The sequence below is a fragment of the Arthrobacter dokdonellae genome (assembly GCF_003268655.1).
Taxonomy (GTDB): Bacteria; Actinomycetota; Actinomycetes; order Actinomycetales; family Micrococcaceae; genus Specibacter; species Specibacter dokdonellae.
In genome coordinates this window covers 434,698-460,898 of record NZ_CP029642.1, presented here as the reverse complement: position 1 = coordinate 460,898, position 26,201 = coordinate 434,698, and the positions used below count along the sequence as shown (strand labels likewise).

Sequence of the window (26,201 nt, the reverse complement as noted above, 5' to 3'; positions counted from 1 at the left end):
CCATGAACCAGAAATCGGTCCGCCACGCGGCCCTGGCCACGTTTGCCGTCTTTGCCATCAACGGCTTCGTGTTTGCCAGCTGGGCGGCCCGGATCCCCGCCGTCACGCGCGTCCTGGGGCTGACTGCCGGTGAGATGGGCCTGCTTCTGCTGACCATTGCGGCCGGCTCCGTCATTGCCCTGCCCCTCGCCGGCACGGTGGTGGCGCGCCTGGGCACGGCGTGCACGGTCCAGGTGGGAGGCTTCACCTCCTCCCTCGGCGGCCTCATCATCGCCACGGCGCTTGCCTGGGGTTCGGTGCCGCTGACCGCACTCGGCCTGTTCTTCTTCGGCGTGGGGATCGGCCTGTGGGACGTTTCCCAAAACGTGGAGGGGGCCGACGTGGAACGGCGCCTGGGCCGGACCATCATGCCGCAGTTCCATGCCGGCTTCAGCGGCGGAGCCCTGGTGGGGGCGCTCGTCGGAGCCGCGTTGTCAGCGATGAACGTCAGCATGTCCGCGCACCTGTTTGCCATTGTCGCCCTGGTGGTGGTGGCCATGGTCGCCATCCCGAGGCACTTCCTTCCTTCCGCACGCACGACGGCGGCGCCTGACTCCCAGCGTGCGCCCGGGTCCCAGCCGGCCCGGGCGCCCGGCGGCTCCCTGCCCGGCAGCGACATTTCAGGCGGTGCCCTGCCTGGCAAGGCGCGCAGCGCGTGGTCGGAGAGCCGCACGCTCCTGGTGGGGCTGGTGGTGCTTGGTGCGGCACTGACCGAGGGCGCCGCGAACGACTGGATCGCGAAGGCGACCGTGGACGGCATCGGTGCCACCGAATCCGGCGGGGCCGTCATGTTTGCCGTGTTCGTGGCGTCCATGACGGCCTTCAGGTTCTTTGGCGGCCGGTTCATCGACGCCCACGGCCGCGTGCCCGTCCTTTACGGCAGCCTCGGCGCGGCCCTGCTGGGCCTGGTCCTGTTTGTGGTGGCCCCGAACATCTGGCTCGCGGGACTTGGCGCCGTGTTCTGGGGAGCCGGGGCGGCAATGGGCTTCCCCATGGGCATGTCCGCCGCCGCGGACGACCCCGCCCGGGCGGCTGCCCGCGTTTCCGTCGTCTCCACCATCGGCTACGTCGCGTTTCTGGCCGGACCGCCGCTCCTTGGCTTCCTCGGCGACCACGTCACCGTCCGCTGGGCGCTGCTGGCCATCGGTGTGGCCATCGTCGCCTCCATACTTACCGCTCCTGCCGCCAAGCCGCTTCCCGTCGAGGACTACGTGGGTGCCTCCCACTGACCCCGCCTCCGCCGCGTCTGGTCCCGGCTTGAAATATTCCGAGGAAGGCATTTATGGTGCGCCAGGGCCCAGGGCAGCAGCGTCACGCCCAGCGCCAGCAAGGCCCCGGCAACCGTGTCGGAAAGCCAGTGGGTGCCCAGGTACATGCGGCTGTTCATCATGGCCACGCTGACGACGGTCCCGCTGGTCCATATCCACAGCCTGCCCACGACGATGGCGGTGGCCACCATCGCGGCGACCGTGGCGCTTACATGCCCCGACGGGTATGAAGCCGACTCGACGTGCACCAGGCACAGGGGAGGGCGTTCCCGGCCCACCAGGAATTTCAGCAGCTGCGTGGCCCCCGGCCGTGGGCAGGTTCGCGGCGGCGGTGAAAAATGCCAGCCGGCGGTGGCGGACCAAAAGCGCCAGGAACAAGGCAATCGAATACAGGAACATGCCGGTGTTGCCCACAATGTCCACGGCCAGGGCGCATCATCCAAAATGACGACCCTGATCCGGCCCTGATTCATCCCTGAGATCGAAGAAAACGCCGGACAGGATGCGTACGGTGGTAACAAGCATTGGAAATGCGACCGGAAATTCATCCACGCGACTCCACAAAAATAAGGGATGTCCACATGATCGAGGCAGTCAACCTCACCAAGCACTACGGTGCCAAGACCGCGGTGGGCGGTGTCACTTTTACCGTCAAGCCGGGCATGGTGACCGGCTTCCTGGGGCCTAACGGCGCCGGCAAGTCCACGACCATGCGCATGATCGTGGGGCTGGACCGGCCCACCGCCGGCACGGTCACGGTCAACGGCAAGCATTACGCCGAACACCACGACCCGCTCCACCAGGTGGGCGCCCTGCTGGACGCCAAGGCCGTGCACACCTCCCGCAGCGCCTACAACCACCTGCTGGCCATGGCGGCCACACACAACATCCCCACCCGCCGGGTCAACGAGGTCATCGACATGACCGGTCTGGCCACGGTTGCCAAAAAGAAGGCCGGCGGCTTCTCCCTGGGCATGGGCCAGCGGCTGGGCATTGCCTCGGCACTGCTGGGCGATCCCCAGACGCTGATCCTCGACGAACCGGTCAACGGCCTGGACCCGGAAGGCGTGCTGTGGGTGCGCAACCTGGCCAAGCACCTGGCCGGGCAGGGCAAGACGGTGTTCCTGTCCTCGCACCTGATGAGCGAGATGGCGCAGACGGCGGACCACCTCATCGTGATCGGCCGCGGCCGGATCATTGCCGACGCCCCCATCGCGGCGATCCTGGCCGGCAGTCAGCAGGCCAAGGTCCGCGTCCGCACCGCCGACGCCACCCGCCTGACCGAGCTGCTCAGCGCCACCGGCGTGCAGGTGGAGTGCAACGAGACCGAGACCCTGGAGGTCACCGGCGTCGATTCACGCCGGATCGCGCAGATCGCGCTGGACAACCACGTGCTGGTCTACGAGCTCACCCCGTTGACCACCTCCCTGGAAGACGCGTACTTCGACCTGACCAAGGATTCCGTAGAGTACCACTCGCAAGAAATCGATGACGCCGAACCGGCCGCCGCCCTGGAAGGGACGCAAAAGTGATGAGTACGACGACGATGCCCGCACCATCCGCGGCTCCCGGAGGGACCGGACTGACCTTCCTTGGCGTGTTGCGCAGCGAATGGATCAAGTTCCGTTCCCTGCGATCCACCCAGTTGCTGCTGCTGTTCACCTTTGTGGCGGTAGTGGGCGTGGGCACGATTGCCGCCTTCCTGCGCGGAACCATCATCGACCAGCTCATGAAGTTCGGGGCGGAGCGTCCCGGCGCCGGTGGCGGACACACCATGACCATGGACCAGGCGGTCGCCGCCGCCGGCGCGCAGGGAATCAACATCTACGGCACGCCGATCGCCGGATTGCAGCTGGGCATCCTGGTGCTGGGCGCCCTGGCCGTGCTGTTGATCGCCTCCGAGTTTGGCACGGGAATGATCCGTTCCACCATGACGGCCGTGCCCAAGCGCCTGCCGGCCTTTTTCGCCAAGGCCATTGTGCTGGTGGTGGTCTCCTACGTGCTGACCCTGGTGGCCGCATTTGTCACCTTCCTGATCTCGATCCCGATCCTGCACGGCTACGGCATTGACATGTCCCTGGGCATGGACGGCGTGGTCTACAGCATCTTCATGGGCGGCGTCTATGTCGCCGGGGTTGCATTGACCGGCCTCTCGCTGGGGACGCTCATCCGCAGCTCCGCCGGAGGCATCATCGTCCTGGTGGCCCTGTTCTTCCTGCTGGAAATCGGCACCTCGCTGCTGGGCCTGGTCCCCGGCGACTTCTGGAAGTACGTGGGACAGTACGTGCCCAGCGTGGCTGGCGGGCGGATGCTGGAGATCGGAGACAAGGCCGCCTTCATCAGCCCGCTGTCCGGTGGATTGATCTTCCTGGGCTGGATCGTGCTGGTCACGGTGCCTGCCATCATCACCCTGAAGACCCGTGACGTCTAAGACCGTCTGCTGCCCGGCGCCTGCGCCGGGCCTCCAGACCCACCCTTATGCGCACGCCTGAGCAGGCGGGGGCTGCGGAACGAACGGCCGCGGCCCCCGCCGAACCGACGTCCGCCACGGCACCCGCCGCCGCCGGGCGGGCCGAGGATTTTACGGCCCTGCGCCGGGGCAGGCTGCGGCACTACCTGTACAACCACCCCCGCGTCATGGACGTGGTGGTGGTTGCCGCATACCTGTTGGCAACCTCCGGAGCGTTCCTTCGTGTGGGCCCGGGCACCGCATTGGCCTGGCAAACCGCCCAGGTGGCGGCCGTGGCCGTGGCACTCATGTTTCGCCGGTACCGGCCCCTCAGCGTTCTGGCCGTGCTGTGCGCGTTGGAAATCGTGAACATCATGCTGGTGCCGAGTGCCGGCAACGTGGGCTCAAGCCTGTGGTTTGGCCTCTACGCGGTGGCAGTCCGCTACCGCACGGTGTTCAGTTTCGCGGCAGCCGCCCTGGCCACCGTTCCGCTGGCCGGCTACATGCTGCTCTTTTACCGGTACCCCCACGAGTTTCTGGTTGCGGACGGGCCCTCCGCCGCGACAAGCAGCGTCATCACCGTGATCGTGCTGCTGCTCTCAAACACCATTGCCACCGGCGTGGGCGCCTCCGTGCGGCGCGGCCGGGACCACGAGGCGGAGCTTCGCCAGTGGGCGGTCCGCAACGCCCAGCTGGCCTCCATTGCCGAGCGGAACAGGATCGCCCGGGAGATGCACGACGTCGTTGCGCACTCCCTGACCGTGATGGTGGCACTTTCCGACGGGGCCGCCGTCGTGGTGAGGAGAAATCCGGACAAGGCGGGGGAGGTGCTGGGCCAGCTCGCCCAAACAGGCCGCAACGCCCTGGCTGACATGCGGCGCGTCCTGGGCGTGCTGCGCGAAGACTCCGGCGCGGAATCGCGTTCGCCACAGCCGGACGACACGGACATGGCGGCATTGTTCGAAGGGTTCCGCCAGGCCGGGCTGCCGCTGTCCGTCACCCAGGCAGGTCCCGCGCTGCCCAAGGACCCGGCGCTACAGCTGACCGTGTACAGGATTGTCCAGGAGTCGCTGACCAATGTGCTGCGGTATGGCACCTCCGTCTCCCGGGTGCAGGTGCTCATTGACAACGACGCCGCCGCCGGTGTGCTCAAGGTGGCGGTGTCCGACGACGGCCGCGGCTCCGTGGACGCCTCCATGGGGACCGGACAGGGCATTGTGGGCATGCGTGAACGCGCACGGATCTACGCGGGAACGGTTGCCGCCGCACCCGCCCCGGGCGGCGGATGGGCCGTCGAGGCCGTGCTGCATCCGGCGGCCGAAAGGAAATAGGCGGGGAATGGAGAACATGGTGAACACCGGGCCCATCAGGGTGCTGCTCGTGGACGACCAGCCCCTGCTCCGCATGGGGTTCCGGCTGATCCTGGAGGGGGAGGACGACCTGGACGTGGTGGGGGAGGCCTCCAACGGGATCGAGGCGCTGGCGGCCGTCGACCGGCTGGCGCCTGATGTGGTGCTCATGGACGTGCGCATGCCGCTCATGGACGGGATCGAGGCCACCGGGAAAATCAGCGCCTCCGCATCCGAGGCCAAGGTCATCATCCTGACCACCTTCGACCTGGACGAATACGGATTTGCCGGGCTGCAGGCCGGGGCGTCGGCATTCCTCCTGAAGGACGTGGCCCCCGCCGAACTGGTCAACGCCGTCCACCTGGTGGCCAGCGGCGACGCCGTCGTGGCCCCACGCATCACGGCGCGCCTGCTGGAGAACTTTGTGCGCTCGCAGCCCGCGCGCACACCCATGCCTCGGGACCCCCTGCTTGAGGAGTTGACGCCGCGCGAGCTGGAGGTGGCCCTTGCCATCGCCCAGGGCCTTTCCAACGCCGAAATCGCCCACCAGCTGTTCCTGTCGGAGGCGACCGTGAAGACCCACGTGCGTCGCATCCTGACGAAGCTGCACCTGCGCGACCGCGTGCAGGTGGTGGTCTACGCCTACGAAACGGGGCTGGTCACGCCCAGCAACCCTGACTATTAGTGGGTTTAGCGACTATTAGTGGGTTTAGCATTGTCTTGACAGTAAAAGTCAAGAGCGGAGCATACCATGCAATCTCCGAAGGAAGAAATCGCGTCATCTCCCGGACAGCTGGTCATCGCCAGGCTTGAACGCCTCGACGTGTGGTCCCTGTCCTACGTTTTCATCGGGATCATCGGGCTCGGATTCCTGTTTACGTTCTACGATATTTTCGACATCAATGTCTCCTTCATTCAAACATGTGTGGCCCTGAAGCCCGGCTGCACGCCGGAGACCGCCTTGGACGCCCTGCCGTACCCCGTGGTGCTGAACCTGGCCGGCTACGTGGTGGGCACCCTGGTCCTGAGCCCGTACGCAGACAAGGTCGGGCGGCGGAACATGCTGCTGATCACGATGCTCATCACGGGTCTCGGTTCCCTCTACAACGCACTGGCCCCCGGGTACGTCAACTTCAACATTGCCCGCATCATCACCGGCATTGGCATTGGCGCCGACCTGGCCATCGTGAACACCTACATCAATGAGGTGGCTCCACGGCGGGCCCGGGCGAAATTCACCACCATCATCTTCATCATGTCGGCGCTGGGTGCCTTCGTGGGGATCTGGCTTGGACTGATCCTGACCACGCCGTCCACGCCGTGGCCGCTGGGGCTGCCGTTCGCCGTGGCCGGGCCGGGGTTCGACGTCGGCTGGCGGTGGATGTACGGCGTCGGCGCCCTGCTGGCACTCGTTGCCATCCTGCTGCGGGTGCAGTTGCCGGAGTCCCCGCGATGGCTGATCGGCCAGGGACGGATCCAGGAGGCCGATGAGGTTGTCAGCGGGATGGAAGCGCGGGCCATCCGTCACGGGACCCTCCGCGAACCGGTGCTGGCCGAGGCGGCGGCCCTGCCGCGTCCGCCGTCGAAAATGCCCTACCGGGACCTGTTCACCAACCCGCTCTACCTGCGGCGGATAGCGCTGTTGTTCAGCATCTGGTTCATCGGCTACATCACCGTCTACTCCTACGCGTCCGGCTTCACCAGCATCCTGACGGCGTTGAAGTTCCCGCCGCCCGAGGCCGGGGTGATCGCCGCCGTCGGCACCATCGGATTCGTGGCGGAGGCCATGGTGATGTCCTTCCTCGTCGAAAAGCTGGAGCGCCGCTTTTGGCTGCCCATCGGCGCGGCGGTGACGATCATTGGCGCCGTGCTCATCGCCGTGGCCGGAACCACCATCACGGTCTCCTTCATCGGCGCCATCCTGATCTTCGCCGGCTTCAACCTGTGGGTGTCCCCGACGTACGCCCTCACCGCGGAGAGTTTCCCCACGCGGGCCCGGACCACGGGCTTTGCCCTGGTGGACGGCGTGGGGCACATCGGCGGCGGCATCGGCGTCCTGGTGATTGCGCCGTTCCTGCCGCACATGTCCGTCCTGGGCGCGTTCATGCTGATCACCGCCTTCATCGTGGTGGCCTCCATCCTGGTCCAGTTCACCCCCCACACCCGCAACCGTCCGCTCGACGTCATCTCGCCCTAGACTCGGAGCATGACATCCCTTGAACACATTCAGGACCTGCGCGCCTTCATCGAGGCGTCGCCGTCGAGCTTCCACGCGGCGCGCGAGTCCGCCCGGCGGCTGGCGGCGGCCGGTTTCAGCCAGCTGCCCGAAAGCGCCGAATGGCCCGTGCACGGCAAGCATTTCGTGGTCCGCGACGGCGCCATCATCGCCTGGGCGGTGCCTGGAGATGCCACGGCCACCACAGGGTTCAACATCCTGGGCGCGCACACGGACTCGCCGTCCTTCAAGCTCAAGCCCAAGCCCACCACGGGCCGCTACGGCTGGCTGCAGGCAGGCGTGGAGGTGTATGGCGGCCCGCTGCTGAACTCCTGGCTGGACCGCGAGCTGCAGTTCGCCGGCCGCCTGGTGGACCTGGACGGGACGGAATCCCTGGTGGCCACCGGCCCGCTGCTGCGCTTTCCGCAGCTGGCCATCCACTTGGACCGGTCCGCCAACGACGGCCTGAAGCTGGACAAGCAGCAGCACATGAACCCCGTCTGGGGCCAAGGCAACCCGGGATCCGAGGACCTGCTCGGACTGCTGGCCGCAAGGGCGGGGGTGGACGCCAAGACCATCGGCGGCTATGACATCGTGGTGGCGGACACCCAGCCGGGCCAGGTGTTTGGTGCCCGCAACGAATTCTTTGCCGCTGGCCGGATGGACAACCTGACCTCGGTGCACGCTGGGCTGACGGCACTGATCAACGCCGCAGCCACGGACTCCACGGCGGACACCGTCATCCCCGTCCTTGCCGCCTTTGACCACGAGGAGATCGGTTCGGGGTCGCGTTCGGGAGCGTGCGGGCCCATCCTCGAGGACATCCTGACCCGCGTGTCCGACGGGCTGGGCGCTTCGGTGAGTGAACGGCGTCGTGCCTTCGCCAACTCCTTCTGCGTCTCCGCCGACGCCGGGCACGCGGTGCACCCGAACTACGCCGAGCGGCACGACCCGGCCAACCTGCCGGTACTGGGCGGCGGTCCGCTGCTGAAGATCAACGCCAACCAGCGCTACGCCACCGACGCCACGGGCGCCGCCATCTGGGCCGGGCTGTCCAACGTGACGGGAGCGCCGTACCAGGAGTTCGTGTCCAACAACGATGTGCCGTGCGGCTCCACTATCGGCCCCCTGACGGCGACGCGCCTGGGCATCCGCACCGTGGACGTGGGCACCCCGCTGCTGTCCATGCATTCGGCGCGCGAGCTGTGCGGCGTGGACGATCCCTTCCACCTCTCGCGGATTACGGAAACGTTGTTCCGGACCGCGGTGTGAGTGCGGCCGGCACGGCGGCCTGGCCCACTTCCGGTATCAGAGGAAGGGCCTCAGCGGCACCAGGACCGCTTCGCTGAACCGCGCAACCAGGGGTCTTTCCTGCCACTCCTCGAGGGTCAGCACCCGGCAGTTCCGGCTGTCCACGTCGAATATTTCCTGCATGTCCGCGGCAAAGTCTTCGTCATGGATTTCAAGGTTGACTTCGTAGTTACCGGTCAGGCTGAGCCTGTCGATGTTGGCGCTGCCCACAGTTGACCACTTGCCGTCGATGGTTGCCGTCTTGGCATGGATCATCGCATTGCGATAGAGCAGGATGGTCACCCCCGCGTCAAGCAGGGACCGGTAAAATCCCCGCGAGAGCCAGTCGGAGAGAATGTGGTTTGACTCTTCGGGGAGGATCAGCCGGACGTCGACACCGCGCCTGCTGCAGGCAAGCAACGCCCGCAGGATCTGCTGGTCCGGTATGAAGTAGGCCATGGTGACGTAGATGTGGTCCTGGGCCCGGTTGATCGCCTCGAGATAGACGCCCCGGATCGGATAGACAAGGTTCGCCGGAATGTTGTTGACCGTGCGGAGCCGAGGTTCCCACACCTTCGGGGCCGTGTGCGCAATGTCGGCTGCGGATCCGGGAGTGTGGTCGTTCCAGACGGTGACGAACGCCTGCCGCAGGTCCCATACCGAGGGTCCGTCAAGCCGGAGGTGTGTGTCCCGCCATTCTGTGGCGTACAGGGACCCGATGTTATAGCCTCCGACGAAGCCGATTTGATCATCGACGACGAGGAGTTTGCGGTGGTCCAGCCCGGTGCTGCGTATGGTCTTCAGGAGCATTGACGGACGGACCACTGGAAAGCGGTAGACGTGTATGTCCGGGTGAAACCGGAAAAAGGATGGCGGCACGACCAGGTTGGCGAACCCATCGTAAATGACGTGCACGTCCACCCCGCGGCCGGCGGCTTCGTTCAGGGCGTCTTTGAATTGTTTCCCGGTGTCGTCGTTCTTCCAGATGAACGTTTCGATGAGGATTTGATGTTGTGCGTTGTTGATGGCGAGGAGCATGTCGCGGTACAGGTCGGCCCCGTAGGTGTAGGTTGTGACCTGCGTGTCCGAAACAGCCTTGTCAAAAGTGCCGGGGTGCGGGAAACCCTTGCGCTTGCTCCGGTCGCGCTTCTTGACCATGTCCACAATGACCAGGCCGGCGATTACTGCTCCCTGGAGGGCCGCGAAACCCAAGATTGAGCGGGTCACAGTCTTTCGGGCGACCTCGGCCACGGGCTCGGGGAGCAGTTCTTCCATGCGGACAGCCTATCCGGTTGGCGGCCGGGAGCCCGTGCTTTTCACCATTCCGGCGCGGCCAGCCAGGCAGCCGTTTTGCCAGCGGCTACTGGGCGAGGCTGACCACCAGGTTGATGGTGCTGGCCAAAATGCCGGTGCCGAACACGAAAGCCAGCAGGCTCTGCCGCAGCGCGATCGACCGCATCGCCCGCGTGGTGATGTCCGTGTCGGAGACCTGGTACGTCATGCTGAGGCAGAACGCCAGGTAGCCAAAGTCCGTGTATTGCGGGGGTTCCTTTTGGTTGAAGCTGACGCCGCCGGCCCCTCGCGCGTAGTAGGTCTCGGCGTAGCGCAGCGTAAACAAGGTGGGCACCAGCAGCCAGGACATGGCCGTGCAGCTCAAGGCCAGCAGCGCCAGCAGCGCCCTGCCGCCGCCCGTCACATCCTTGCTGCCCACCATGACCAGCACGACGGCGGCCAGCGAGCCCACCGCCGCCAGGAGCAGCAGAAGGTCCGAGGTGCTGCGCCCGGGATCCTCCTCCTTCGCGTGGTTTGCCGTACGGACGTTGTCCATGCGGGCGATGGTCAGCCACACCCAGAGGTTGTAGACCAGCGCCGCGACGGTCCAGCCGACGGCCGGAGCGTAAACCCACGCGCCAAACATCACTGTGGCCGCTGCCGAGCCAAGCCCGGCGATGAGCATGACAGCCAGCCGCCCCCTGCGGTGTTTCGCTCGTGTGGTAACCATACGGCGATCATGCCACGGGCGGGGCCGGCATCCGGCACTTTCCTGCGGCAAGCGGGACCGTGGCGCGGGCCAGGAGCTTGCCCAGAAGGCCCGGATCGCCGGCGGCGGCGGCCAGGCGTGCCTCCTTGAGCCAGTCGGGATCCACGTCGGCCCAGCTGATGCGCCATCCGGCGTTGCGGGACAGCTGGTCGAGGAGCACCGCCTGGGCGCGGGTGTTGCCGTCCCGGAACGGATCCAGCATGGCGAGGGCGCCCCAGTGGTGGGCAAGGTGCCCGGCAAAGACGTCCCTGCCCGGCCCGTCCAGAAGGATGTCGTCGCGCAGTGCCCCAAAAACGTCCTCGGCAGTCGTTTCAAGGAATTCCGGGCGGCAGTGGACCACGCCGGAGCCGCGTGCCTCCTTGTCCGTTTGCCGGAGCTCCCCGGCCCACGGGTACAGTTCGCCAAACAGGCGGCGGTGGATGGCCTGCAGGTGGGAGAGCCGGAACGTCGGCTCCTCGGGCGACACGGCCAGCGCGGCGAGGCCCAGCTCCACCAGGCCGTTCTCCACGCGGCTGAGTGCAAACTGTTCGACGAGGCTGAACCTGTTCTTCAAGACCTCGGAATTGGGATACGTGTACCGGTCCGGCATGGCGGCTACTCCACCTCCGGCAGGGTGGCGTCCAGGTAGCGGCGCACCGCGGCTTCCGGCGTGGACGTGCCGCGCAGGATCCGCCGGGCCAGGCGCTGGGACCGCTTGTCCGGATCCCCGCCGGCAAAGCCCTGAATGCCGGCGGCGAACTCCATGGCGTCGCGCACTTGCTGTTCGTCCAACCCGCTTGGGTTCTCTTGTGCCGACAAGCGCAACTCCTTCGCAGCAACGGGCCACTCCCCAAGGGCCCACTCTATTCGGGTTGCCCGGGTTGCGGTTGGAGAAATCCACAGCAGGCCGCCAACCGCCGCGTACTTCGTCAATTCGCGACGATGCTTCGCGAACGTGGATCCCCGGCAGCCGCCGGGACTTATCCACCGCCTGTGGCGGCCCTTACGGGAAAAGGCGAGGGCCCGGCGTCGTACGTACTGTAAGATGGACAAGTCTGTGCTGGCACCTGCCCACCTTCGGGAGGGCGCCAGGGAACGGCGCAGGCACCGCAAATGAACCTCCTGTTACGGAAAGACCGTAACCGCTTAGCCCAAAGGAGGTGGGTTCACATATGCGTCCTTACGAATTGATGGTCATCATCGACCCCGAGGTCGACGAGCGTACCGTAGAGTCGTCACTTCAGAAGTTCCTCAATGTCATCACCACCGATGGTGGAACCATCGAAAAGGTAGACATCTGGGGCCGTCGCCGCCTGGCGTACGAGATCAAGAAGAAGTCCGAAGGTATCTACGCCGTGGTGAACTTCACCGCTGCACCGGCTACCGCCCAGGAACTTGACCGCCAGCTTGGCCTCAACGAGACCATCATGCGCACCAAGATCATCCGTCCGGAAGACCAGAAGGTCGTGGCCGAGTAACTTCGGCCCGCCCCACACGTTTTTCACCGTAGGAAAACACCCAAGCAGGAAGCAGGAGCAGATGGCAGGCGAAACCACTATTACGGTCATTGGCAACCTCACCAGTGACCCCGAACTGCGGTTTACACCGAGCGGTTCAGCAGTAGCGAACTTCACCGTCGCGTCGACTCCGCGGACCTTTGACCGGCAGAGCAACGAGTGGAAGGACGGCGAAACGCTGTTCCTCCGCGCGTCGATCTGGCGGGAAGCGGCAGAGAACGTGGCCGAGTCCCTCACCAAGGGCACCCGCGTCATTGTCTCCGGCCGGCTGAAGTCGCGGACCTACGACACCAAAGAAGGCGAAAAGCGCACCGTCATGGAGCTTGAGGTCGACGAGATCGGCCCCTCGCTGCGCTACGCCAATGCCAAGGTCAACCGCACCCAGCGCTCCGGCGGCCAGGGTGGCGGCTTCGGCGGCGGCGGAGGCAACTTCGGCGGCGGCAACGCCGGCGGGGGGCAGGGCGGTTTTGGCGGCAATTCCGGCGGAGGCAACTTCGCCGGCAACGGCGGCCAGCAACAGCCGCAGCCGCAGGCTGCTCCGGCGAACGATCCGTGGGCCACGCCCGGCGGCGGTTCGTCAGGCTGGGGCGCGGGCCCGGACAACTCCGAGCCCCCCTTCTAGCAACAACCCTTTTTACCCAGTGCGGCAACCGCCGCACGATCACCATCCCGCGGATTAATATCCACGGGCTCCACGAATACTAAGGAGCTCCACGATGGCTAAGGCTGAACTCCGTAAGCCCAAACCAAAGTCCAATCCCTTGAAGGCCGCTGACATCACTGTCATCGACTACAAGGACGTAGCATTGCTGCGCAAGTTCATCTCTGACCGCGGAAAGATCCGTGCGCGCCGCGTCACGGGTGTCACCGTCCAGGAGCAGCGCAAGATCGCCCAGGCAATCAAGAATGCCCGCGAAGTTGCACTGCTGCCCTACTCCGGCGCTGGCCGCGGTTAAGGGAGATAAATAAACATGGCAAAGCTCATTTTGACCCACGAAGTAACCGGTCTCGGCACCTCGGGTGACATCGTCGAGGTGAAGAACGGTTACGCACGTAACTACCTTCTGCCCCGCGGCTTCGCCCTGGCATGGTCCAAGGGAGGCGAGAAGCAGGTTGAGTCCATCAAGGCTGCCCGCGCCGCCCACGAGCACGCTTCCGTTGAAGCCGCTCAGGCCCAGGCTGCCGAACTGGCCGCCAAGCCGGTCACGCTGACCGTCAAGGCCGGCGGGTCCGGACGCCTGTTCGGCACCGTCAAGGCTGACGACGTGGCAAAGGCTGTTGCCGCTGCCGGTCTCGGCAACGTCGACAAGCGCAAGATCGAACTGCCCACCCACATCAAGTCGGTTGGCAAGTACACGGCAAACGTCCGTCTCTACGAAGACGTCACCGCCGTGATCACCCTGAACGTGGTTGCCGGCTAACACCCGCTTCACGCTTCACCAGGAAAGGCCGGTTCCCGTGCGCGGGGGCCGGCCTTTCCCTTACCCGTTTTGCCTGCCCTGCTGCCCGCTCTGCTGCCCGGTCATGTGCCGGTATCCTGCCCGGACGAGCTCGCGCAGCACGTCCGGGTCGATGTCCGCCAGCTGGTTGACGTAGAGGCAGGCCGCGCCGCGCTTGAACTTCCCCAGCCGTTCCAGGACATGGTCGACGCCGGGAGGGGAGGTCAGCCCGTAGATCACCAGGTGCGCTTTCCTGAGGGAAAATCCGACGGCGGCTGCGTCCCCTTCCCTGCCGGAGGCGTACCGGTAGTGGTAGCTGCCGAAGCCGATGATGGTGGGCCCCCACATCACCGGCTGCTGGCCCGTTTCCTGCGCCATGATGCCCAGCAGGGCGCGGGCGTCCGAGCGGCGGACCGCGCTGGTGTCTACGGTGTCGATGAACTTCCCGACGTCCGCAGTGGTGGCCCGCGTCTTGTTGGTATTTCGCGTTCCAGTGGTCTTGGGCCCCTCTTCGGGTGCCGCCGTTTCATGACCCCCTGCTTGTGATGGTCCTTGTGATGGTCCCATGGCGTGCCTCCCGGTCCTGTCCCTGCGTGCTTGCCCCCAGCTTAGGGCGCGAATGGCCTGCGATGTTACCGCCCGGTACATACGTCCCCTGCATACGTGCAGGTCAGCGTCCCCGGACGCGGGCCGTCATTCACAAGCTGGGCATATGTCTGTGGATATCCCCGTGGGTATCCCCCTTGGACCGGCCTGTCAACATGCAAGTTGTGGATGAGAGTTGCTGGCAATTTTCTTTTTACCCACAGGCGGTGGGCAGTGTTTGCGCAGGTCAGAGCCACATTCGTATTCAAACTAATCCATTATCCACATAGTTCTCCCCAGCCTGTGCACAAGGCATGGCACTTAATGCACAAGTTATCCACATGGACGGTGGACAACGGGGTTGGTAGTTGTCCACAGAGCGTCTACCGTTGCGGGGGGATCCCCTCCGCGAACGGCAATAATGTCGTTAGGTGCTGGTAGGACGGGAGGAAGCACTCGAGACGAAACCAAGCGGTTTCGAATATGCCAGGCCAGCAGGTACGAAAGTGGGCACAAATCATGTCAGCTCCAGCAATGGACACCCTAGGATCGTCCAGGGAGCCGGACTTTGCCCGGACGCCCCCGCAGGACCTCGTGGCGGAACAGAGCGTCCTGGGCGGCATGATGCTCTCCAAGGACGCCATTGCGGACGTCGTGGAGGTGTTGCGCGGCAACGACTTCTACCGCCCGTCCCACGAGAGCATCTACGAGGCCATCCTTGACCTCTACGGCCGCGGCGAACCTGCCGACGCCGTCACCGTGGCCGATGAGCTGACCAAACGCCAGGAAATCGCCAAGGTGGGCGGGGCCGCGTACCTGCACCAGCTCATCCAGTCCGTTCCAACCGCGGCCAACGCCGGCTTTTATGCCGAGATCGTGGCCGAGCGCGCCGTGCTTCGCCGACTCGTCACGGCCGGGACCAAGATCGTCCAGATGGGCTACGCCCAGGACGGCGAGGTCGAGGACGTGGTGAACGCCGCGCAGGCGGAGATCTTCGCCGTGGCCGAGCGCCGCACCACCGAGGACTACGTCATCCTCAAGGACGTCATGGAATCCACCGTGGATGAAATTGAGGCGTCCGGCCACAAGGGCGAAGGCATGACGGGCGTGCCCACGGGCTTCTACGAATTTGATGAACTGACCAACGGCCTGCACCCGGGCCAGATGATTGTCATCGCGGCCAGGCCGGCCGTCGGCAAGGCCCTCGCGCTGGACACCGCCCTGCCCACGCCTGCGGGCTGGACCACCATGGGCGAGGTCAAGGTCGGGGACACCGTCCTGGCTGCCGACGGCACGCCCACGCTGGTGGTGGGGGCTACTGAAGTCATGCTGGGCCGTCCCTGCTTTGAGGTGACGTTCGACGACGGCAGCGTCCTGACTGCCGATGCCGAGCACCAGTGGCTCACCGACACGCGCTCCTTGCGGAAATCCGCGCAGGCGGCCAGCCAACCGCGGATCACGCCGCAGGTGCGCACAACGGCGGAGATTGCCGAAACCCTTCGCTGCGAAACAGCGGACAACCGCCTGAACCACTCGATCAGGAACGCCGCCGCCCTGGAACTGCCCGCGGCAGAGTTGCCAATCGGCCCGTACACGCTCGGGGCGTGGCTGGGCGATGGCGCATCAGCGGCCGCCCGCGTGACAAACACGGACGACGAGGTGTTCATGCGCATCTCCGCCGAGGGCTACGAACTCAGGGCCGTCTCGGACATGGTCTACAGCCTCCACCTGCCGGCAGAATCATTTGTGTTTGAAGGCATCTGTGTCGTTTGTGGAACGTCGTTCACCAACAAACTACGACAGGTCCGCACCTGCTCCCAGAATTGCGGCCGCAGGGCACGGTACACGACCTCGCCGGTGCCGTCACCGACTTGCATTGATTGCGGAGTCCCCTGCAGCGGAGGACTCCGCTGTGAGCCTTGCCGGCTCGACCATGGGTCACTTCAGGCGCTGCTGCGATCAAACCGGCTGCTGGGCAACAAGCACATTCCCGGCTCCTATCTCCGGGCGGGCATCGCCCAACGGCGGGACCTCCTGGCGGGCCTGCTGGACACCGACGGGACTGTGACCAGCAGCGGGTGCGTTCAATTCGCCGTGACGAGCCGGCGTCTGGCCGAAGACACGCGCGAACTCGTGCACAGCCTGGGCTACCGCACCGGGTGGTCGGAAAAGCGGGTGAACGGACACACCGATCAGTCGTCGACCTGCTACACGATCACCTTCGCCACCGACGACGTCGTCTTTGGCCTGACCCGCAAGCAGCTGCTGCACAAGGAACGCGACGCGCGTGCCACGCCAAAGCGCACCCAGCGCTTCATCACGTCGGTCCGCCCGGTTGAATCTGTCCCCGTGAAGTGCATCCAGATCGCCCATGGCAGCCACCTGTACCTGGCCGGCCGCTCCTTCATTCCCACCCACAACTCGACGTTCGCACTTGACTGGGCGAGGTCGGCCGCGATCAACCACAACATGGCCACGGTCGTGTTCTCGTTGGAAATGGGCCGCAACGAGCTGGCCATGCGCCTGCTCTCCGCCGAAGCAACCATCAGCCTGCAGGACCTCCGCAAGGGAACCGTCAAGGACGACCAGTGGTCCAAGATCGCCACGACCATGGGCAAAATGAACGACGCCCCGCTGTTCATTGACGACTCCCCGAACATGTCCTTGATGGAAATCCGCGCCAAGTGCCGGCGCCTGAAGCAGCAGCACGACCTCAAGCTCGTCATCCTGGACTATCTCCAGCTCATGTCCTCCGGCAAGCGCGTGGAATCGCGCCAGCAGGAAGTCTCCGAGTTCTCCCGCGCCCTGAAGCTCCTGGCCAAGGAACTGCAGGTGCCCGTGGTGGCGCTGTCGCAGCTGAACCGTGGTTCCGAGCAGCGCACGGACAAGAAGCCCATGGTTTCAGACCTCCGTGAATCCGGCTCGATCGAACAGGATGCCGACATGGTCATCCTGCTCCACCGTGAGGACATCTATGACAAGGAGTCGGCGCGCGCCGGTGAGGCCGACGTCATTGTGGCCAAGCACCGCAACGGCCCCACCAAGACCATCGTGGTGGGATTCCAGGGCCACTATTCACGGTTCGCCAACATGGCCAGCGACAGTGGCGGGGGCGGGTACTAGCACGGGCGGAACACCGGCACTTTCAGCGGCGCCGTCGACAAGGCGTGGCGGTGAACCCCTGAACCGCGCCTCGATCCGCTGCCCGGCGTAGCAGCCTCCCACCATCAACGCGGCACCGCAGGCGCCGGGCCAGCCAAGCGACTCACCGGCAAAAAGCACGCCCACGAGCACCGCCCACACCGGCTCGGTACCCATGAGCAGGCTGGCCCGGGACGCAGAGGTCCGCCGCACGGCCCACAGCTGCACCACGAATGCGAACACGCTGGCGGCCAGTCCCAGGAACAGCACGCCCAGCCAGCCCGACGGGCCAAAGGCTAAGGCGGCCGCCACCATCCCCATTGGGTCCAGGGCAATCCCCGCCACGGCGCACACCACGGATTGGATCAGCGTCACGGTGACGGAGCTGTCGGGCTTGTTTCGGGTCAGGGCGCCCAGCAGCGTCACGTGGCAGGCCCGCACGGCAGCCGCAGCCAGCATCAGCAGGTCGCCTGGATTGGGTGTCCGGAAACCTCCGCCCGAAACCAGCAGTGCCACGCCCACCACGCTCACAACGGCCGACACAAAGAATCCCGGCGGCAGCCACCTCCGCGTCGCGACGGAGTCCACCAGAGGCGTGAACACCACGGTCAGGCTGATGATCAGCCCGGCGTTGGCGGCCCGGGTCTGGGCAACGCCATAAGTCTCGAGGAACAACACTGCGGCCTGCGTCAGCCCCAGCAGTGCCCCGGTCCACAACTCCGCGGCTCCCGGCCTGCGCCGCACCCGCCAGCAGCGCCACGTCAATGTGCCGCAGCCGACGTGGAGGTGGCACTCGCGCGGGCGGATACGGCCGCAGCGTCGGTGGTGGAGCGCGGCGCCTGCGTCTCCCTCATGCCGCGTTACACCGTCAGCAGGCAGTACTTTCCACAGTTGGTGCTTGTGCCGCTGCGTGCCCCGAAACAGGGCCGACATATCGACATCCTTGCCAGGCCGGAAGCCATGGAGCGGACAGCTGTCCAAAATGTCATGCGCGCCCTGCACGGAGTCATGGCGGAACTCATCGACGCCGGGGCGTTGCCCGCGCCGATACGCTAGAACCATGCCCAAACCCGCGCCGCAAAAGGCCCCGCCCGCCCCGGCGGCCGGCCCGTCAACCTCCCGGCAGATCCTGCACCTGGCGGTGCCGGCCTTTGGCGCGCTCATCGCCGAGCCGCTGTTCCTGCTTGCCGACTCCGCCATCGTGGGCCATCTGGGCGTCACCGAACTGGCCGGCGTCGGCCTGGCGGCGACCGTCCTGCAGACCGCGGTCGGCCTCATGGTCTTCCTGGCCTACTCCACCACGCCCGCCGTCGCCCGCCTCATCGGAGCGGGCCGCCGCGCCGACGCCCTCGCCGTAGGCCGTGACGGCCTGTGGCTGGCCCTGGGACTGGGCCTGGTCCTCGCCATCGCGGGCTGGCTGGCCGCCGGGCCGCTCCTGGCCGCAATGGGCGCCGGGGGTGATGTCCTGGGGTTCGCGCACGAATACCTGGTGGTCAGCATGGCGGGCATCCCGGCGATGCTGCTGGTCCTCGCGGCCACGGGCGTGCTGCGCGGGCTGCAGGACACCCGGACGCCGCTTCTGGTGGCCGGAGCGGGCTTTGCCGTGAACATCGTCCTGAACGTTGCCCTGGTCTACGGGCTCCACCTGTCCGTGGCCGGCGCCGCGCTCGGGACGGTGCTGGCGCAATGGGGCATGGCAGCCGTCTATCTGGTCATCGTGCTCCGCGCCGCCCGCGCCGCAAATGTTGCCTTGCGCCCCGACTGGGCGGGTGTCCGTACGGTCTCCCGCGTGGGCAGCTGGCTCATGGCGCGCACGCTGTCGCTGCGCCTGGCCATCCTTGCCACGGTCGTCGTCGCCACCGCGCAGGGCCCCGCCAACCTCGCGGCGCACCAGCTGGCGATGACGCTGTTCACCTTCCTTGCGTTCGCCCTTGACGCCCTCGCCATCGCCGCCCAGGCCCTCATTGGCAAGGAGCTCGGCGCCGGCAACATCACGGCCGTGCGCCTCCTCACCCGGACCATGACCTGGTGGGGCGTCGGTTTCGGGGTGGTCACGGGGCTTGCCCTGTGGGCGGCCGCCCCCGGCGTGGGGTGGCTCTTCACCAACGACGCCGGTGTCCACCGGGCGCTCGCCGCCGCCCTCGTCGTCATGGCGGTTGGGCAGCCGCTGGCAGGCTACGTGTTTGTCCTGGACGGCGTGCTGATCGGCGCCGGCGACGCCCGCTACCTGGCCCTGGCCGGGCTGGCCAACCTGGTGGTGTACCTGCCGCTGCTCTGGTGGGTCTGGGCCGCCTCACCGGGCGACAACCCGGCAGCCCTGACCTGGCTGTGGGGGGCGTTCAGCCTGGGATACATGGCCGTCCGCGGCCTGACACTGGGCCTGCGCGCGCGGACGGGCCGCTGGATGCGGGTAGGTGTGCCCACCGAGGCTAGACTTGGCGGGTGAGTGAAACAGCCATGCCGCAAGGCGCACATCCAACCGTGACCGGCGACCGCGGGACCCGGCTGTGGCAGCCGGTGCTTTTCCGATCCATGGCCACCCTCCTCTTTGGCATCATCACCGTCTTCTTCGGGGCGCCGGACACGATCGGCCTGTGCCTGAACTTTGGCTGGTACTTCCTGGTCCTGGGGCTCTCCCACTACTGGTTCGTGCGCCGCCTGGCCCTGCACCGACGCGACTCCCGGCGCCTGGCGCTTCTGGGTGCCGCCGCGGTCCTGGCGGTGGCCGGCGTCGTTATTTTCATCGCCATCAGCGCCGTCCTCGCGGCCTGGCTGGGAGCCGCGGCCCTCGTTCTCATGGGCGCCGCCGAGCTGTTCGCGGCCCTCACCTCGCCCCGCACGCAGCTGCGCAGCGACTGGCTGATCTCCGGTGTCATTGGCGTGGGCACGGGCCTGCTTCTGCCGTTTTTCATCAACGCCGGCCCGCATGCCCTCCTGGGCGTCACCGGCGGAGGGGCGCTCATGACTGGCGCCCTGTGGCTGCTGTCAGCGCTCACGCTTCGCCATGATGCCCGGACGCCAAAAGGAAAGTAAACTTCAAGGAAGAGTTCTACTTTGTGTAGAACGCACCGTGGTGAGCCGGTGCCAACCGATACCTAAGGATCCATTGTGGGCAAAGAAGAGCCGCAGAACCCCAAGCCGGGCAACTCCATCAAGTTCCCCCTGAGCTTTTCCTTCGCACTGGGCGCCGTGGCCGGCATCGTGGTGCTGGTGGTATCCGCCGGCGGCACCGAGCACGGGCTGCGCTGGGACCTGGGCGGGATCGCTTTTGGCATTGCCTTCATCGCCGCGCTGCTGATCTCCTCGCTGCTCGTGATGGGCCACAAGGAAAACCCCGACTACCTCAGCGAGGGTTCCGGCATAAACCGCCGTTCCTCGGACCGCCTGCGGGACGCCAAGCCGGCCGCGCCGAAGCCCGCTGAAAAGAAGGACGACGGCGGCACCCCCGCAGCCTAGCCCCGCGCCCTTTGGCGGCCCCAGCCTTTGGGGGCCGCAGGCCCGTGCCCCGGGCCCGCAGTACCCGGCTTCAGCCCCGCAGGGCGGCCAGGCTCGTGGCAATGCGTCCAAAGACCCCGGCGTCCACTTCCACTCCGTGGCGCTTGAGTGCCAGCACGGCGGCGCCCACCACCCCGTCGTGGACCAGCACCGGGGCCGGGCATGCAGCCGGGACGCGCAGCCCGACCTTTTTCAGAACCGCCCCCGCCACCGTCCCGCCCTTCACCAGGACGCTGCCGCCGAACACGAGCGGGCCGCCCGGGTGTCCCTCCATGACGGCCAGCAGGGTCCGGGCCAGTGCGGCCGCGGCGCGGTTGGCGATGTCCACGGCGACGGGATCGCCCGGGGCGTCGAAGACCAATGGCGCGAAACGTGAGAGTTCGATCGGCGCCAGCTCATACGTCTCGTTGATCAGCTGCTGCAGGACGCCCGTGCGGCCGTAGCTGCCCACCGCGGTGTCCCTGTGGATGTCCAGCTCGGCCAGCAACGGTTCCGTCAGTGTTGTGCGCGGCCCCCTGCCGTCGAGGGCGGCGGCCACCGCGCGCACCACCTCCCGGCCCAGCCAGAACCCGGCGCCACTGTCGCCCAGGAGCCAGCCCGCGCCGTCGGCCACGGCCGCGAGCCGGCCCGCTTGAACCCGGGCGGCCACCGCTCCCGTCCCCGCGATGAGGGCATGGCCATCATTTTGATAAGTTCCGGAGTAAAACACGGCCAATAGATCAGATTCTGTCACGGTATCGTTCATGACGCCCAGCCTGCGGAACCCCTCCAGGAGCATCCGCGACGGCAGCTGCAGGGATGCCCCGGCCTGGGCGATCGTGGCCGAATGGACAGGCCCGCCTGCCACCGAGAGTGCCTTTTCGGCTGCTTCGAGGACGGCGGCCGCGGAGGCCTCAAATCCCCGGGAGACCGGGTTTCCGCCACCCGAGAAGCCATAGCCGAGGCACGCTCCGGAGGAGGAGACGAGGACGGCCCTGGTGGACGTTCCGCCGGCGTCCACTGCGAGGTATTTGTTCATCGTTACCATTCTGTGCCCTTGGTGTGACTTGACTTACATTGCCGGTGATAATAGTTTTCAGTTATCGTCCGCAAAAAAGAAATGGATTTTCACATGGCGCCGTTCACCGCTTCTCCCGCAGTGGCAAATGCCGCCGGCGTGGTGAACCGCATTCAAGCCAAGCTACCGGACATGCCGGCCGCCATGGCCAAGATCGGCGCGTTTTTGCTCGAGCACCCGCACGCCCCGTTGGAGCTTTCCATCATGGAGCTCGCGTCCGAGACCAAGACGTCCCCTGCGACCGTGACCCGCTTCTGCCGCCTGCTGGGGTATTCCGGCTACGTGCCGTTCCGTGTGAGCATCGCCTCGGATGTTGGCCGCACCGACGCCCGTGAGTCCTGGAAATCGGACATCGGGCGTGCCTTCGGCCCCGACGATTCCGCCGGCGACATCCTGAGCACCCTGGTCAACGCGCACACACGCTCGCTGGAGGAAACAGCCGCCGTCATGGACCTGGCGCTGATGAACAGGATTGCCCGGCGCATCGCCATGAGCTCGCACGTGGACATCTACGGCATCGGCGGCAGCGCCGTCATGGCGAAGGAACTGCAGTCGCGCCTCTACCGAATCGGCATCAACGCCCATCACTGGTCGGAGGTCCACGCCGGACTCACCAGCGCCGCCATCCAGGACTCGAACTCGGTGGCCATTGGGATATCCAACACGGGCCGCACCGAGGAGACCATACAAATGCTGCGTGAAGCCGGTGAAGCCGGTGCGCTGACCGTGGCGTTGAGCAACAACCCAGGCTCCCCGCTCGCGGAGAGCGCGGACGAGGCCATCATCACCTCGGTGCACGAACAATTCCTGCAGCCTGACGATCTCTCAGCCAAGCACGTGCAGCTGCTGGTCCTGGACATGATGTACCTGCTCGTGGCCCAGATGAACTTTACCCAGACCGCCGCGAAGCTGGCAGCCTCCGCCGCCGCCGTGTCCCCACACCGCCGCCCCACCCGCGCGGCGCGCCTGGAGCTGGGCGCCCGGCGTGGGCAGCGAAACGACCGACGGAGCCGCAACCATGCCTGAGTCCAATGTGTCCAAATCCCCTGCCTCCGCATCCGTGGTCTCTGCTTCCGTTGCCGAGTTCAGCCGCGAAGTCGGCTCCAGGCTCGACGCGATCACCCGCTGGGCGGCCCGGGGCGGCCTGGCCGAGGCGGCCGGCGCCGTGGCGGACGCCGTGGCCAACGGCGGAGTCGTCCAGGCGTTTGGCACGGGACATTCCGAGGCCTTCGCGATGGAGATCGCCGGCAGGGCCGGAGGCCTGATCCCCACCAGCAAGATTGCGCTGCGCGACCTCGTCCTGCACGGTACCCGTGACGTGGAGGCGCTGGACGCACTGGAAGGCTCCATGCTGGAACGGGAGGACGGCCTGGCGCGGGAGCTTTTTGGTCTTCAGGCGGTGGACCCGCGCGATATCTTCATCATTGCCTCAAACTCGGGCGTCAATGCCTCCGTGGTCGGCCTGGCCCTGCTGGCCAAGGAACGCGGCCACACCGTGATCGCAGTCACCAGCCTTGAACACACCAGCGCGGTCGAACCCAAACATCCCAGTGGGATGCGATTGAGTGAAATTGCCGATATTGTTATGGATAACAAGGCGCCGTTTGGCGACACGGTGCTTGAAATTTCCGGCGGAGGAGGCGTGGGGGCGGTGTCATCGATAACGGGGGCGTACATTGCGCAACTGTTGACGATTGAGACCGTCCAGTGCCTGGTCCGTGCGGGGAAGAAGCCGCCCATCTATGTTTCCTCCAACGTGCCGGGCGGGGATGACCACAACAACGCGCTGGTGGCGCACTATGCCGGCCGGCTCAGACGTGAGGCGTAAAGCTCGATGCCTCTGCAGAAGTATCCGTAGCAAGAGTACAAAGCAGTACCTTTAGCGCTCGTACCATCAATGGAAGGCAGTACACAAAATGAGTATTCTGAACAAGCCCGTCCAGCGCCGTGGATTCCTCCGCGGTGCCTTGGCCACGGCCGTTGTTGTCCCTCTCGGCGGGGCCCTGGCTTCCTGCGCCGGCGGCGGCGGTTCCTCCTCGACGTCGGCGGCAGCCGGTGGCGAGGTCTCGGCAACGAACCCGTTCGGTGTTGCCAAGACAGGCACGCTTGACGCCGTCATCTTCAAGGGCGGATACGGCATCGACTACGTCGACTTCGCCGGTGCCATCCTGAAGAAGAACTTCCCGGACATCACCGTGAAGATCAGCCCTTCCACGGACATCGCCCAGGAAATGCAGCCGCGTTTTGTCGGCGGCACGCCGCCGGACCTGATTGACAACTCGGGTGCCAAGTCCATCGGCTTCAGCACCATCCTGGACCAGCTCGAGGATCTCAAGTCCATCACCGAGGCGAACAACCTCGAGGGCACAAAGATCGCCGACACGCTGTACGACGGCGTCCTGGCGCCGGGCACCTTCGACGGCAAGGTTGCGGCCATCAACTACGTGCTGACCGTGTACGCCATTTGGTACTCGAAGTCCCTGTTCGACGCTAACGGCTGGACGGTTCCCACCACCTGGGACGAGGCGATGGCCCTTGGCGCCAAGGCCAAGGCGAAGGGCAAGTACCTGTTCCTCTGGGGCAAGGAAGCGGCCACGTATTACCAGACCATGGCTATTGAATCGGCCATCAAGGAAGGTGGCGACGAGGTCCGCCTGGCCCTGGAGAACCTCAAGCCGAACTGCTGGTCGCTGCCGGCGATCCAGAGCGTCTTCACTGCCCTGGAAAAGATCATCAAGGCCGGCTACGTCAAGCCCGGCGGCTCCGGCACCCAGTTCACCGCCGCCCAGGCGCAGTGGAGCAACAACCAGGATGCCCTGCTCTACCCGTCGGGTTCCTGGATTGAAAACGAGATGAAGGACCAGACCAAGGCGGACTTCAAGATGACCGGCGCGCCGACTCCAGTAGTGTCGACGAGCCCGAAGATCCCCCAGAGCGGCGTCCGCTCGGCCGCCGGCGAGCCGTACATTGTTCCCACCAAGGGCAAGAATGTGGCCGCCGGCAAGGAACTGCTGCGCATCATGCTCTCCAAGGACTCGGCCGTCAACTTCGCGAAGACTAAGCTGGCCCCCACCGTCGTCAAGGGTACGGTTCCGGCGGACGGCTTCGGCTCCACGGCTCTGGTCTCGCAGACCACCATGCTGGACAACGCCAAGAAGAACATCTTCACCTGGAACTTCATTGACCTTTACGGCATGAACCCCGACCAGCTGGTGCCGTGGAACTCGTTCCTGGACGGCAAGCTCGACGCCGCCGGCCTCACCAAGGCCCTTCAGGAAATCACGGACAAAGTCGCCAACGACAGCTCGGTGACAAAGATTGAAGTGAAGTGACACAAGTGAGCCATCGCGTCCAACCGGGCAGCGGCGTTCCCGCCGCTGCCCGGCGGCGCCGGAAAAAACTGACATTCGACAAGGTCAGCTTCATGGCCGTCTTTCTGGGCGTGCCGTTGGCAATCTACCTGGTGTTTGTGATCTCGCCGTTTGCCCAGGCCGTGTACTACTCGATGACCAGCTGGGGCGGCTTCAGCAATTCCATGCCGTTCGTGGGGCTGGACAATTACGTCAAGCTGTTCCATGATGACATCTTCCTGATCGCCATCAGGAACAACATCATCCTGGTCATCTTCCTGCCGATCATCACCATCATCCTCAGCCTGATTCTCGCCACCTTGGTGACCGTCGGCGGCAGCAGCCGCGGCCAGATCAAGGGCCTTAAGGGCTCGGGCTTCTATCGGGTCATTTCCTTCTTCCCGTATGTCATTCCCGCGGTGGTCATCGGTGTGATCTGGGCCCAGATCTACGATCCCAGCTCCGGGCTGCTCAACGGCATCCTGACCCATCTTGGCTTCGACGGCGTGAAGTCCTTCCCCTGGCTCGGGGACTCCCGCACGGCCATGGCCGCGTCGATGGCGGTCATCGTCTGGGGCTTTGTGGGCTTTTACATGATCCTGTTCATCGCCGCCATCAAGGGGATCCCGGCCGAGACCTTTGAGGCCGCCCGGATTGACGGCGCCGGCCGCTTCCGCACGGCCACCACCATCACCATCCCGCTGATCCGCGACACCATCCAGACGGCGTATGTCTACATGGGCATCCTCGCGCTTGACGCGTTTGTGTACATGTCCGTCCTCAACTCCACGGGCGGCCCGGCGAACTCCACGCTGGTCATGTCCCAGAAGCTGTTCTCCACCGCGTTCAGCAAGAGCCAGTTTGGCCTGGCCTGCGCCATGGGTGTGGTGCTGGCAGCCATCACCCTGATCTTCTCGGCACTGGTCTTCCTGGTGAACCGGCTCACCGGCGGCAGCAAGGATGTGTCCGCATAATGTCACTGAAAAT

Annotated in this window: 28 protein-coding genes; 20 read left to right on the top strand and 8 right to left on the bottom strand. The window is 65.8% G+C overall.

Annotation, left to right across the window (positions count from 1 at the left end; genetic code table 11):
* The first annotated feature begins 2 nt into the window (after window positions 1–2).
* Window positions 3–1,268 carry an MFS transporter gene (locus DMB86_RS02100; RefSeq protein ID WP_113719271.1) on the top strand — a complete coding sequence of 422 codons (1,266 nt, stop codon included), beginning with the start codon at window positions 3–5 and terminating at the stop codon, window positions 1,266–1,268.
* Here the strand turns inward: DMB86_RS02100 and DMB86_RS21310 are convergent.
* A complete protein-coding gene (locus tag DMB86_RS21310) occupies window positions 1,247–1,585 on the bottom strand; it encodes a phosphatase PAP2 family protein (protein ID WP_171814334.1) in 339 nt (112 codons plus the stop codon). The two genes, DMB86_RS02100 and DMB86_RS21310, sit on opposite strands and share 22 nt — an antisense overlap.
* Window positions 1,586–1,888: 303 nt before the next feature.
* Here DMB86_RS21310 and DMB86_RS02090 point away from each other — a divergent pair, with 303 nt between their 5' ends.
* The 6 genes from DMB86_RS02090 (at window position 1,889) to DMB86_RS02065 (ending at window position 8,592) form a co-directional block, all read left to right on the top strand.
* Entirely contained in the window at window positions 1,889–2,839 is a 951-nt protein-coding gene (locus tag DMB86_RS02090; protein ID WP_113716347.1) for an ATP-binding cassette domain-containing protein, read from the top strand.
* Window positions 2,839–3,738, top strand: a complete 900-nt coding sequence (locus DMB86_RS02085; protein ID WP_113716346.1) for an ABC transporter permease — start codon at window positions 2,839–2,841, stop codon at window positions 3,736–3,738. Before DMB86_RS02090 ends, DMB86_RS02085 begins: the two co-directional genes overlap by 1 nt.
* Window positions 3,739–3,785: 47 nt before the next feature.
* Complete coding sequence (locus tag DMB86_RS02080) at window positions 3,786–5,087, top strand: sensor histidine kinase (RefSeq protein ID WP_227878541.1); 1,302 nt, start codon at window positions 3,786–3,788, stop codon at window positions 5,085–5,087.
* A 16-nt stretch (window positions 5,088–5,103) separates the two neighbouring features.
* A complete protein-coding gene (locus tag DMB86_RS02075; protein ID WP_113719269.1) occupies window positions 5,104–5,790 on the top strand; it encodes a response regulator in 687 nt (228 codons plus the stop codon).
* A 66-nt stretch (window positions 5,791–5,856) separates the two neighbouring features.
* Window positions 5,857–7,302 (top strand): MFS transporter, encoded by a 1,446-nt coding sequence (locus DMB86_RS02070; protein ID WP_113716345.1) that lies wholly within the window; start codon window positions 5,857–5,859, stop codon window positions 7,300–7,302.
* Between the two features lie 9 nt (window positions 7,303–7,311).
* The gene (locus tag DMB86_RS02065) at window positions 7,312–8,592 is read left to right on the top strand and encodes a M18 family aminopeptidase (protein WP_113716344.1); all 1,281 of its coding nucleotides are present in this window, start codon (window positions 7,312–7,314) and stop codon (window positions 8,590–8,592) included.
* A gap of 36 nt (window positions 8,593–8,628) precedes the next feature.
* Here the strand turns inward: DMB86_RS02065 and DMB86_RS02060 are convergent, their stop codons facing one another.
* The 4 genes from DMB86_RS02060 to DMB86_RS20220 form a co-directional block, all read right to left on the bottom strand.
* Window positions 8,629–9,885: a phospholipase D-like domain-containing protein gene (locus tag DMB86_RS02060; RefSeq protein ID WP_113716343.1), complete on the bottom strand. Its 1,257-nt coding sequence runs from the start codon at window positions 9,883–9,885 to the stop codon at window positions 8,629–8,631.
* An 85-nt stretch (window positions 9,886–9,970) separates the two neighbouring features.
* Window positions 9,971–10,612 (bottom strand): DUF1345 domain-containing protein, encoded by a 642-nt coding sequence (locus DMB86_RS02055; RefSeq protein WP_227878540.1) that lies wholly within the window; start codon window positions 10,610–10,612, stop codon window positions 9,971–9,973.
* 7 nt (window positions 10,613–10,619) lie between these two features.
* On the bottom strand, window positions 10,620–11,240 hold the full coding sequence (locus tag DMB86_RS02050; protein ID WP_113716341.1) for a Fic/DOC family protein: 621 nt from the start codon (window positions 11,238–11,240) through the stop codon (window positions 10,620–10,622).
* Window positions 11,241–11,245: 5 nt separating this feature from the next.
* Window positions 11,246–11,449: a hypothetical protein gene (locus tag DMB86_RS20220; RefSeq protein ID WP_129545445.1), complete on the bottom strand. Its 204-nt coding sequence runs from the start codon at window positions 11,447–11,449 to the stop codon at window positions 11,246–11,248.
* Window positions 11,450–11,802: 353 nt separating this feature from the next.
* On the opposite strand from DMB86_RS20220, the gene rpsF reads away from it, so the two are divergent.
* From rpsF to rplI, 4 genes are all read left to right on the top strand, one after another.
* Window positions 11,803–12,108, top strand: a complete 306-nt coding sequence (rpsF, locus tag DMB86_RS02045) for a 30S ribosomal protein S6 (RefSeq protein WP_113716340.1) — start codon at window positions 11,803–11,805, stop codon at window positions 12,106–12,108.
* A 61-nt stretch (window positions 12,109–12,169) separates the two neighbouring features.
* Window positions 12,170–12,769 carry a single-stranded DNA-binding protein gene (locus DMB86_RS02040; RefSeq protein ID WP_113716339.1) on the top strand — a complete coding sequence of 200 codons (600 nt, stop codon included), beginning with the start codon at window positions 12,170–12,172 and terminating at the stop codon, window positions 12,767–12,769.
* A 94-nt stretch (window positions 12,770–12,863) separates the two neighbouring features.
* Complete coding sequence (gene rpsR, locus DMB86_RS02035; RefSeq protein ID WP_003800144.1) at window positions 12,864–13,103, top strand: 30S ribosomal protein S18; 240 nt, start codon at window positions 12,864–12,866, stop codon at window positions 13,101–13,103.
* Window positions 13,104–13,118: 15 nt separating this feature from the next.
* On the top strand, window positions 13,119–13,568 hold the full coding sequence (rplI, locus tag DMB86_RS02030; RefSeq protein WP_113716338.1) for a 50S ribosomal protein L9: 450 nt from the start codon (window positions 13,119–13,121) through the stop codon (window positions 13,566–13,568).
* Window positions 13,569–13,628: 60 nt separating this feature from the next.
* On the opposite strand, the gene DMB86_RS02025 is transcribed toward rplI, so the two are convergent.
* Window positions 13,629–14,153 (bottom strand): DUF1801 domain-containing protein, encoded by a 525-nt coding sequence (locus DMB86_RS02025; RefSeq protein ID WP_113716337.1) that lies wholly within the window; start codon window positions 14,151–14,153, stop codon window positions 13,629–13,631.
* 501 nt (window positions 14,154–14,654) lie between these two features.
* Here DMB86_RS02025 and dnaB point away from each other — a divergent pair.
* Entirely contained in the window at window positions 14,655–17,294 is a 2,640-nt protein-coding gene (gene dnaB / locus DMB86_RS02020) for a replicative DNA helicase (protein WP_335645023.1), read from the top strand.
* Here dnaB and DMB86_RS02015 read toward each other — a convergent pair.
* The gene (locus DMB86_RS02015) at window positions 17,247–18,077 is read right to left on the bottom strand and encodes a DMT family transporter (protein ID WP_227878539.1); all 831 of its coding nucleotides are present in this window, start codon (window positions 18,075–18,077) and stop codon (window positions 17,247–17,249) included. The two genes, dnaB and DMB86_RS02015, sit on opposite strands and share 48 nt — an antisense overlap.
* Window positions 18,078–18,092: 15 nt before the next feature.
* Here DMB86_RS02015 and DMB86_RS20810 point away from each other — a divergent pair, with 15 nt between their 5' ends.
* The 4 genes from DMB86_RS20810 to DMB86_RS20715 all read left to right on the top strand — a co-directional run bounded on the left by DMB86_RS20810 (window position 18,093) and on the right by DMB86_RS20715 (window position 20,768).
* Window positions 18,093–18,368, top strand: coding sequence for a hypothetical protein (locus tag DMB86_RS20810; protein WP_227878538.1), 276 nt, complete (start codon window positions 18,093–18,095; stop codon window positions 18,366–18,368).
* Window positions 18,369–18,372: 4 nt separating this feature from the next.
* On the top strand, window positions 18,373–19,758 hold the full coding sequence (locus tag DMB86_RS02010) for an MATE family efflux transporter (RefSeq protein WP_227878537.1): 1,386 nt from the start codon (window positions 18,373–18,375) through the stop codon (window positions 19,756–19,758).
* Window positions 19,755–20,345, top strand: a complete 591-nt coding sequence (locus DMB86_RS02005) for a DUF308 domain-containing protein (RefSeq protein WP_129545444.1) — start codon at window positions 19,755–19,757, stop codon at window positions 20,343–20,345. The genes DMB86_RS02010 and DMB86_RS02005 overlap by 4 nt, the downstream gene beginning before the upstream one ends.
* Window positions 20,346–20,420: 75 nt before the next feature.
* The gene (locus DMB86_RS20715; protein WP_193926264.1) at window positions 20,421–20,768 is read left to right on the top strand and encodes a hypothetical protein; all 348 of its coding nucleotides are present in this window, start codon (window positions 20,421–20,423) and stop codon (window positions 20,766–20,768) included.
* A gap of 70 nt (window positions 20,769–20,838) precedes the next feature.
* Here DMB86_RS20715 and DMB86_RS01995 read toward each other — a convergent pair whose 3' ends face one another.
* Window positions 20,839–21,834, bottom strand: a complete 996-nt coding sequence (locus DMB86_RS01995; protein ID WP_113716333.1) for an N-acetylglucosamine kinase — start codon at window positions 21,832–21,834, stop codon at window positions 20,839–20,841.
* Between the two features lie 84 nt (window positions 21,835–21,918).
* On the opposite strand from DMB86_RS01995, the gene DMB86_RS01990 reads away from it, so the two are divergent.
* From DMB86_RS01990 to DMB86_RS01975, 4 genes are all read left to right on the top strand, one after another.
* Window positions 21,919–22,890, top strand: a complete 972-nt coding sequence (locus DMB86_RS01990; protein ID WP_227878536.1) for a MurR/RpiR family transcriptional regulator — start codon at window positions 21,919–21,921, stop codon at window positions 22,888–22,890.
* Window positions 22,883–23,692 carry a sugar isomerase domain-containing protein gene (locus DMB86_RS01985; RefSeq protein WP_113719266.1) on the top strand — a complete coding sequence of 270 codons (810 nt, stop codon included), beginning with the start codon at window positions 22,883–22,885 and terminating at the stop codon, window positions 23,690–23,692. Before DMB86_RS01990 ends, DMB86_RS01985 begins: the two co-directional genes overlap by 8 nt.
* A gap of 88 nt (window positions 23,693–23,780) precedes the next feature.
* A complete protein-coding gene (gene ngcE / locus DMB86_RS01980) occupies window positions 23,781–25,196 on the top strand; it encodes an N-acetylglucosamine/diacetylchitobiose ABC transporter substrate-binding protein (protein WP_113716332.1) in 1,416 nt (471 codons plus the stop codon).
* Window positions 25,197–25,288: 92 nt separating this feature from the next.
* Window positions 25,289–26,188, top strand: coding sequence for a carbohydrate ABC transporter permease (locus DMB86_RS01975; protein WP_113719265.1), 900 nt, complete (start codon window positions 25,289–25,291; stop codon window positions 26,186–26,188).
* Window positions 26,189–26,201: the final 13 nt, after the last annotated feature.

Excerpts from the sequence above, each read along its gene's own strand:
- DMB86_RS02025 (WP_113716337.1), bottom strand. The coding sequence starts at position 14,153 with ATGGGACCATCACAAGGACCATCACAAGCAGGGGGTCATGAAACGGCG.
- DMB86_RS02055 (WP_227878540.1), bottom strand. The coding sequence starts at position 10,612 with ATGGTTACCACACGAGCGAAACACCGCAGGGGGCGGCTGGCTGTCATG.
- DMB86_RS02010 (WP_227878537.1), top strand. The coding sequence starts at position 18,373 with ATGCCCAAACCCGCGCCGCAAAAGGCCCCGCCCGCCCCGGCGGCCGGC.
- DMB86_RS02065 (WP_113716344.1), top strand. The coding sequence starts at position 7,312 with ATGACATCCCTTGAACACATTCAGGACCTGCGCGCCTTCATCGAGGCG.
- DMB86_RS02090 (WP_113716347.1), top strand. The coding sequence starts at position 1,889 with ATGATCGAGGCAGTCAACCTCACCAAGCACTACGGTGCCAAGACCGCG.
- rpsR (WP_003800144.1), top strand. The coding sequence starts at position 12,864 with ATGGCTAAGGCTGAACTCCGTAAGCCCAAACCAAAGTCCAATCCCTTG.
- DMB86_RS02050 (WP_113716341.1), bottom strand. The coding sequence starts at position 11,240 with ATGCCGGACCGGTACACGTATCCCAATTCCGAGGTCTTGAAGAACAGG.
- DMB86_RS01975 (WP_113719265.1), top strand. The coding sequence starts at position 25,289 with ATGGCCGTCTTTCTGGGCGTGCCGTTGGCAATCTACCTGGTGTTTGTG.
- DMB86_RS02075 (WP_113719269.1), top strand. The coding sequence starts at position 5,104 with ATGGTGAACACCGGGCCCATCAGGGTGCTGCTCGTGGACGACCAGCCC.
- rpsF (WP_113716340.1), top strand. The coding sequence starts at position 11,803 with ATGCGTCCTTACGAATTGATGGTCATCATCGACCCCGAGGTCGACGAG.
- DMB86_RS01995 (WP_113716333.1), bottom strand. The coding sequence starts at position 21,834 with ATGGTAACGATGAACAAATACCTCGCAGTGGACGCCGGCGGAACGTCC.
- ngcE (WP_113716332.1), top strand. The coding sequence starts at position 23,781 with ATGAGTATTCTGAACAAGCCCGTCCAGCGCCGTGGATTCCTCCGCGGT.
- DMB86_RS02080 (WP_227878541.1), top strand. The coding sequence starts at position 3,786 with ATGCGCACGCCTGAGCAGGCGGGGGCTGCGGAACGAACGGCCGCGGCC.
- DMB86_RS01990 (WP_227878536.1), top strand. The coding sequence starts at position 21,919 with ATGGCGCCGTTCACCGCTTCTCCCGCAGTGGCAAATGCCGCCGGCGTG.
- DMB86_RS02040 (WP_113716339.1), top strand. The coding sequence starts at position 12,170 with ATGGCAGGCGAAACCACTATTACGGTCATTGGCAACCTCACCAGTGAC.
- DMB86_RS02100 (WP_113719271.1), top strand. The coding sequence starts at position 3 with ATGAACCAGAAATCGGTCCGCCACGCGGCCCTGGCCACGTTTGCCGTC.
- rplI (WP_113716338.1), top strand. The coding sequence starts at position 13,119 with ATGGCAAAGCTCATTTTGACCCACGAAGTAACCGGTCTCGGCACCTCG.
- DMB86_RS02060 (WP_113716343.1), bottom strand. The coding sequence starts at position 9,885 with ATGGAAGAACTGCTCCCCGAGCCCGTGGCCGAGGTCGCCCGAAAGACT.
- DMB86_RS02085 (WP_113716346.1), top strand. The coding sequence starts at position 2,839 with ATGAGTACGACGACGATGCCCGCACCATCCGCGGCTCCCGGAGGGACC.
- DMB86_RS02070 (WP_113716345.1), top strand. The coding sequence starts at position 5,857 with ATGCAATCTCCGAAGGAAGAAATCGCGTCATCTCCCGGACAGCTGGTC.
- dnaB (WP_335645023.1), top strand. The coding sequence starts at position 14,655 with ATGCCAGGCCAGCAGGTACGAAAGTGGGCACAAATCATGTCAGCTCCA.
- DMB86_RS01985 (WP_113719266.1), top strand. The coding sequence starts at position 22,883 with ATGCCTGAGTCCAATGTGTCCAAATCCCCTGCCTCCGCATCCGTGGTC.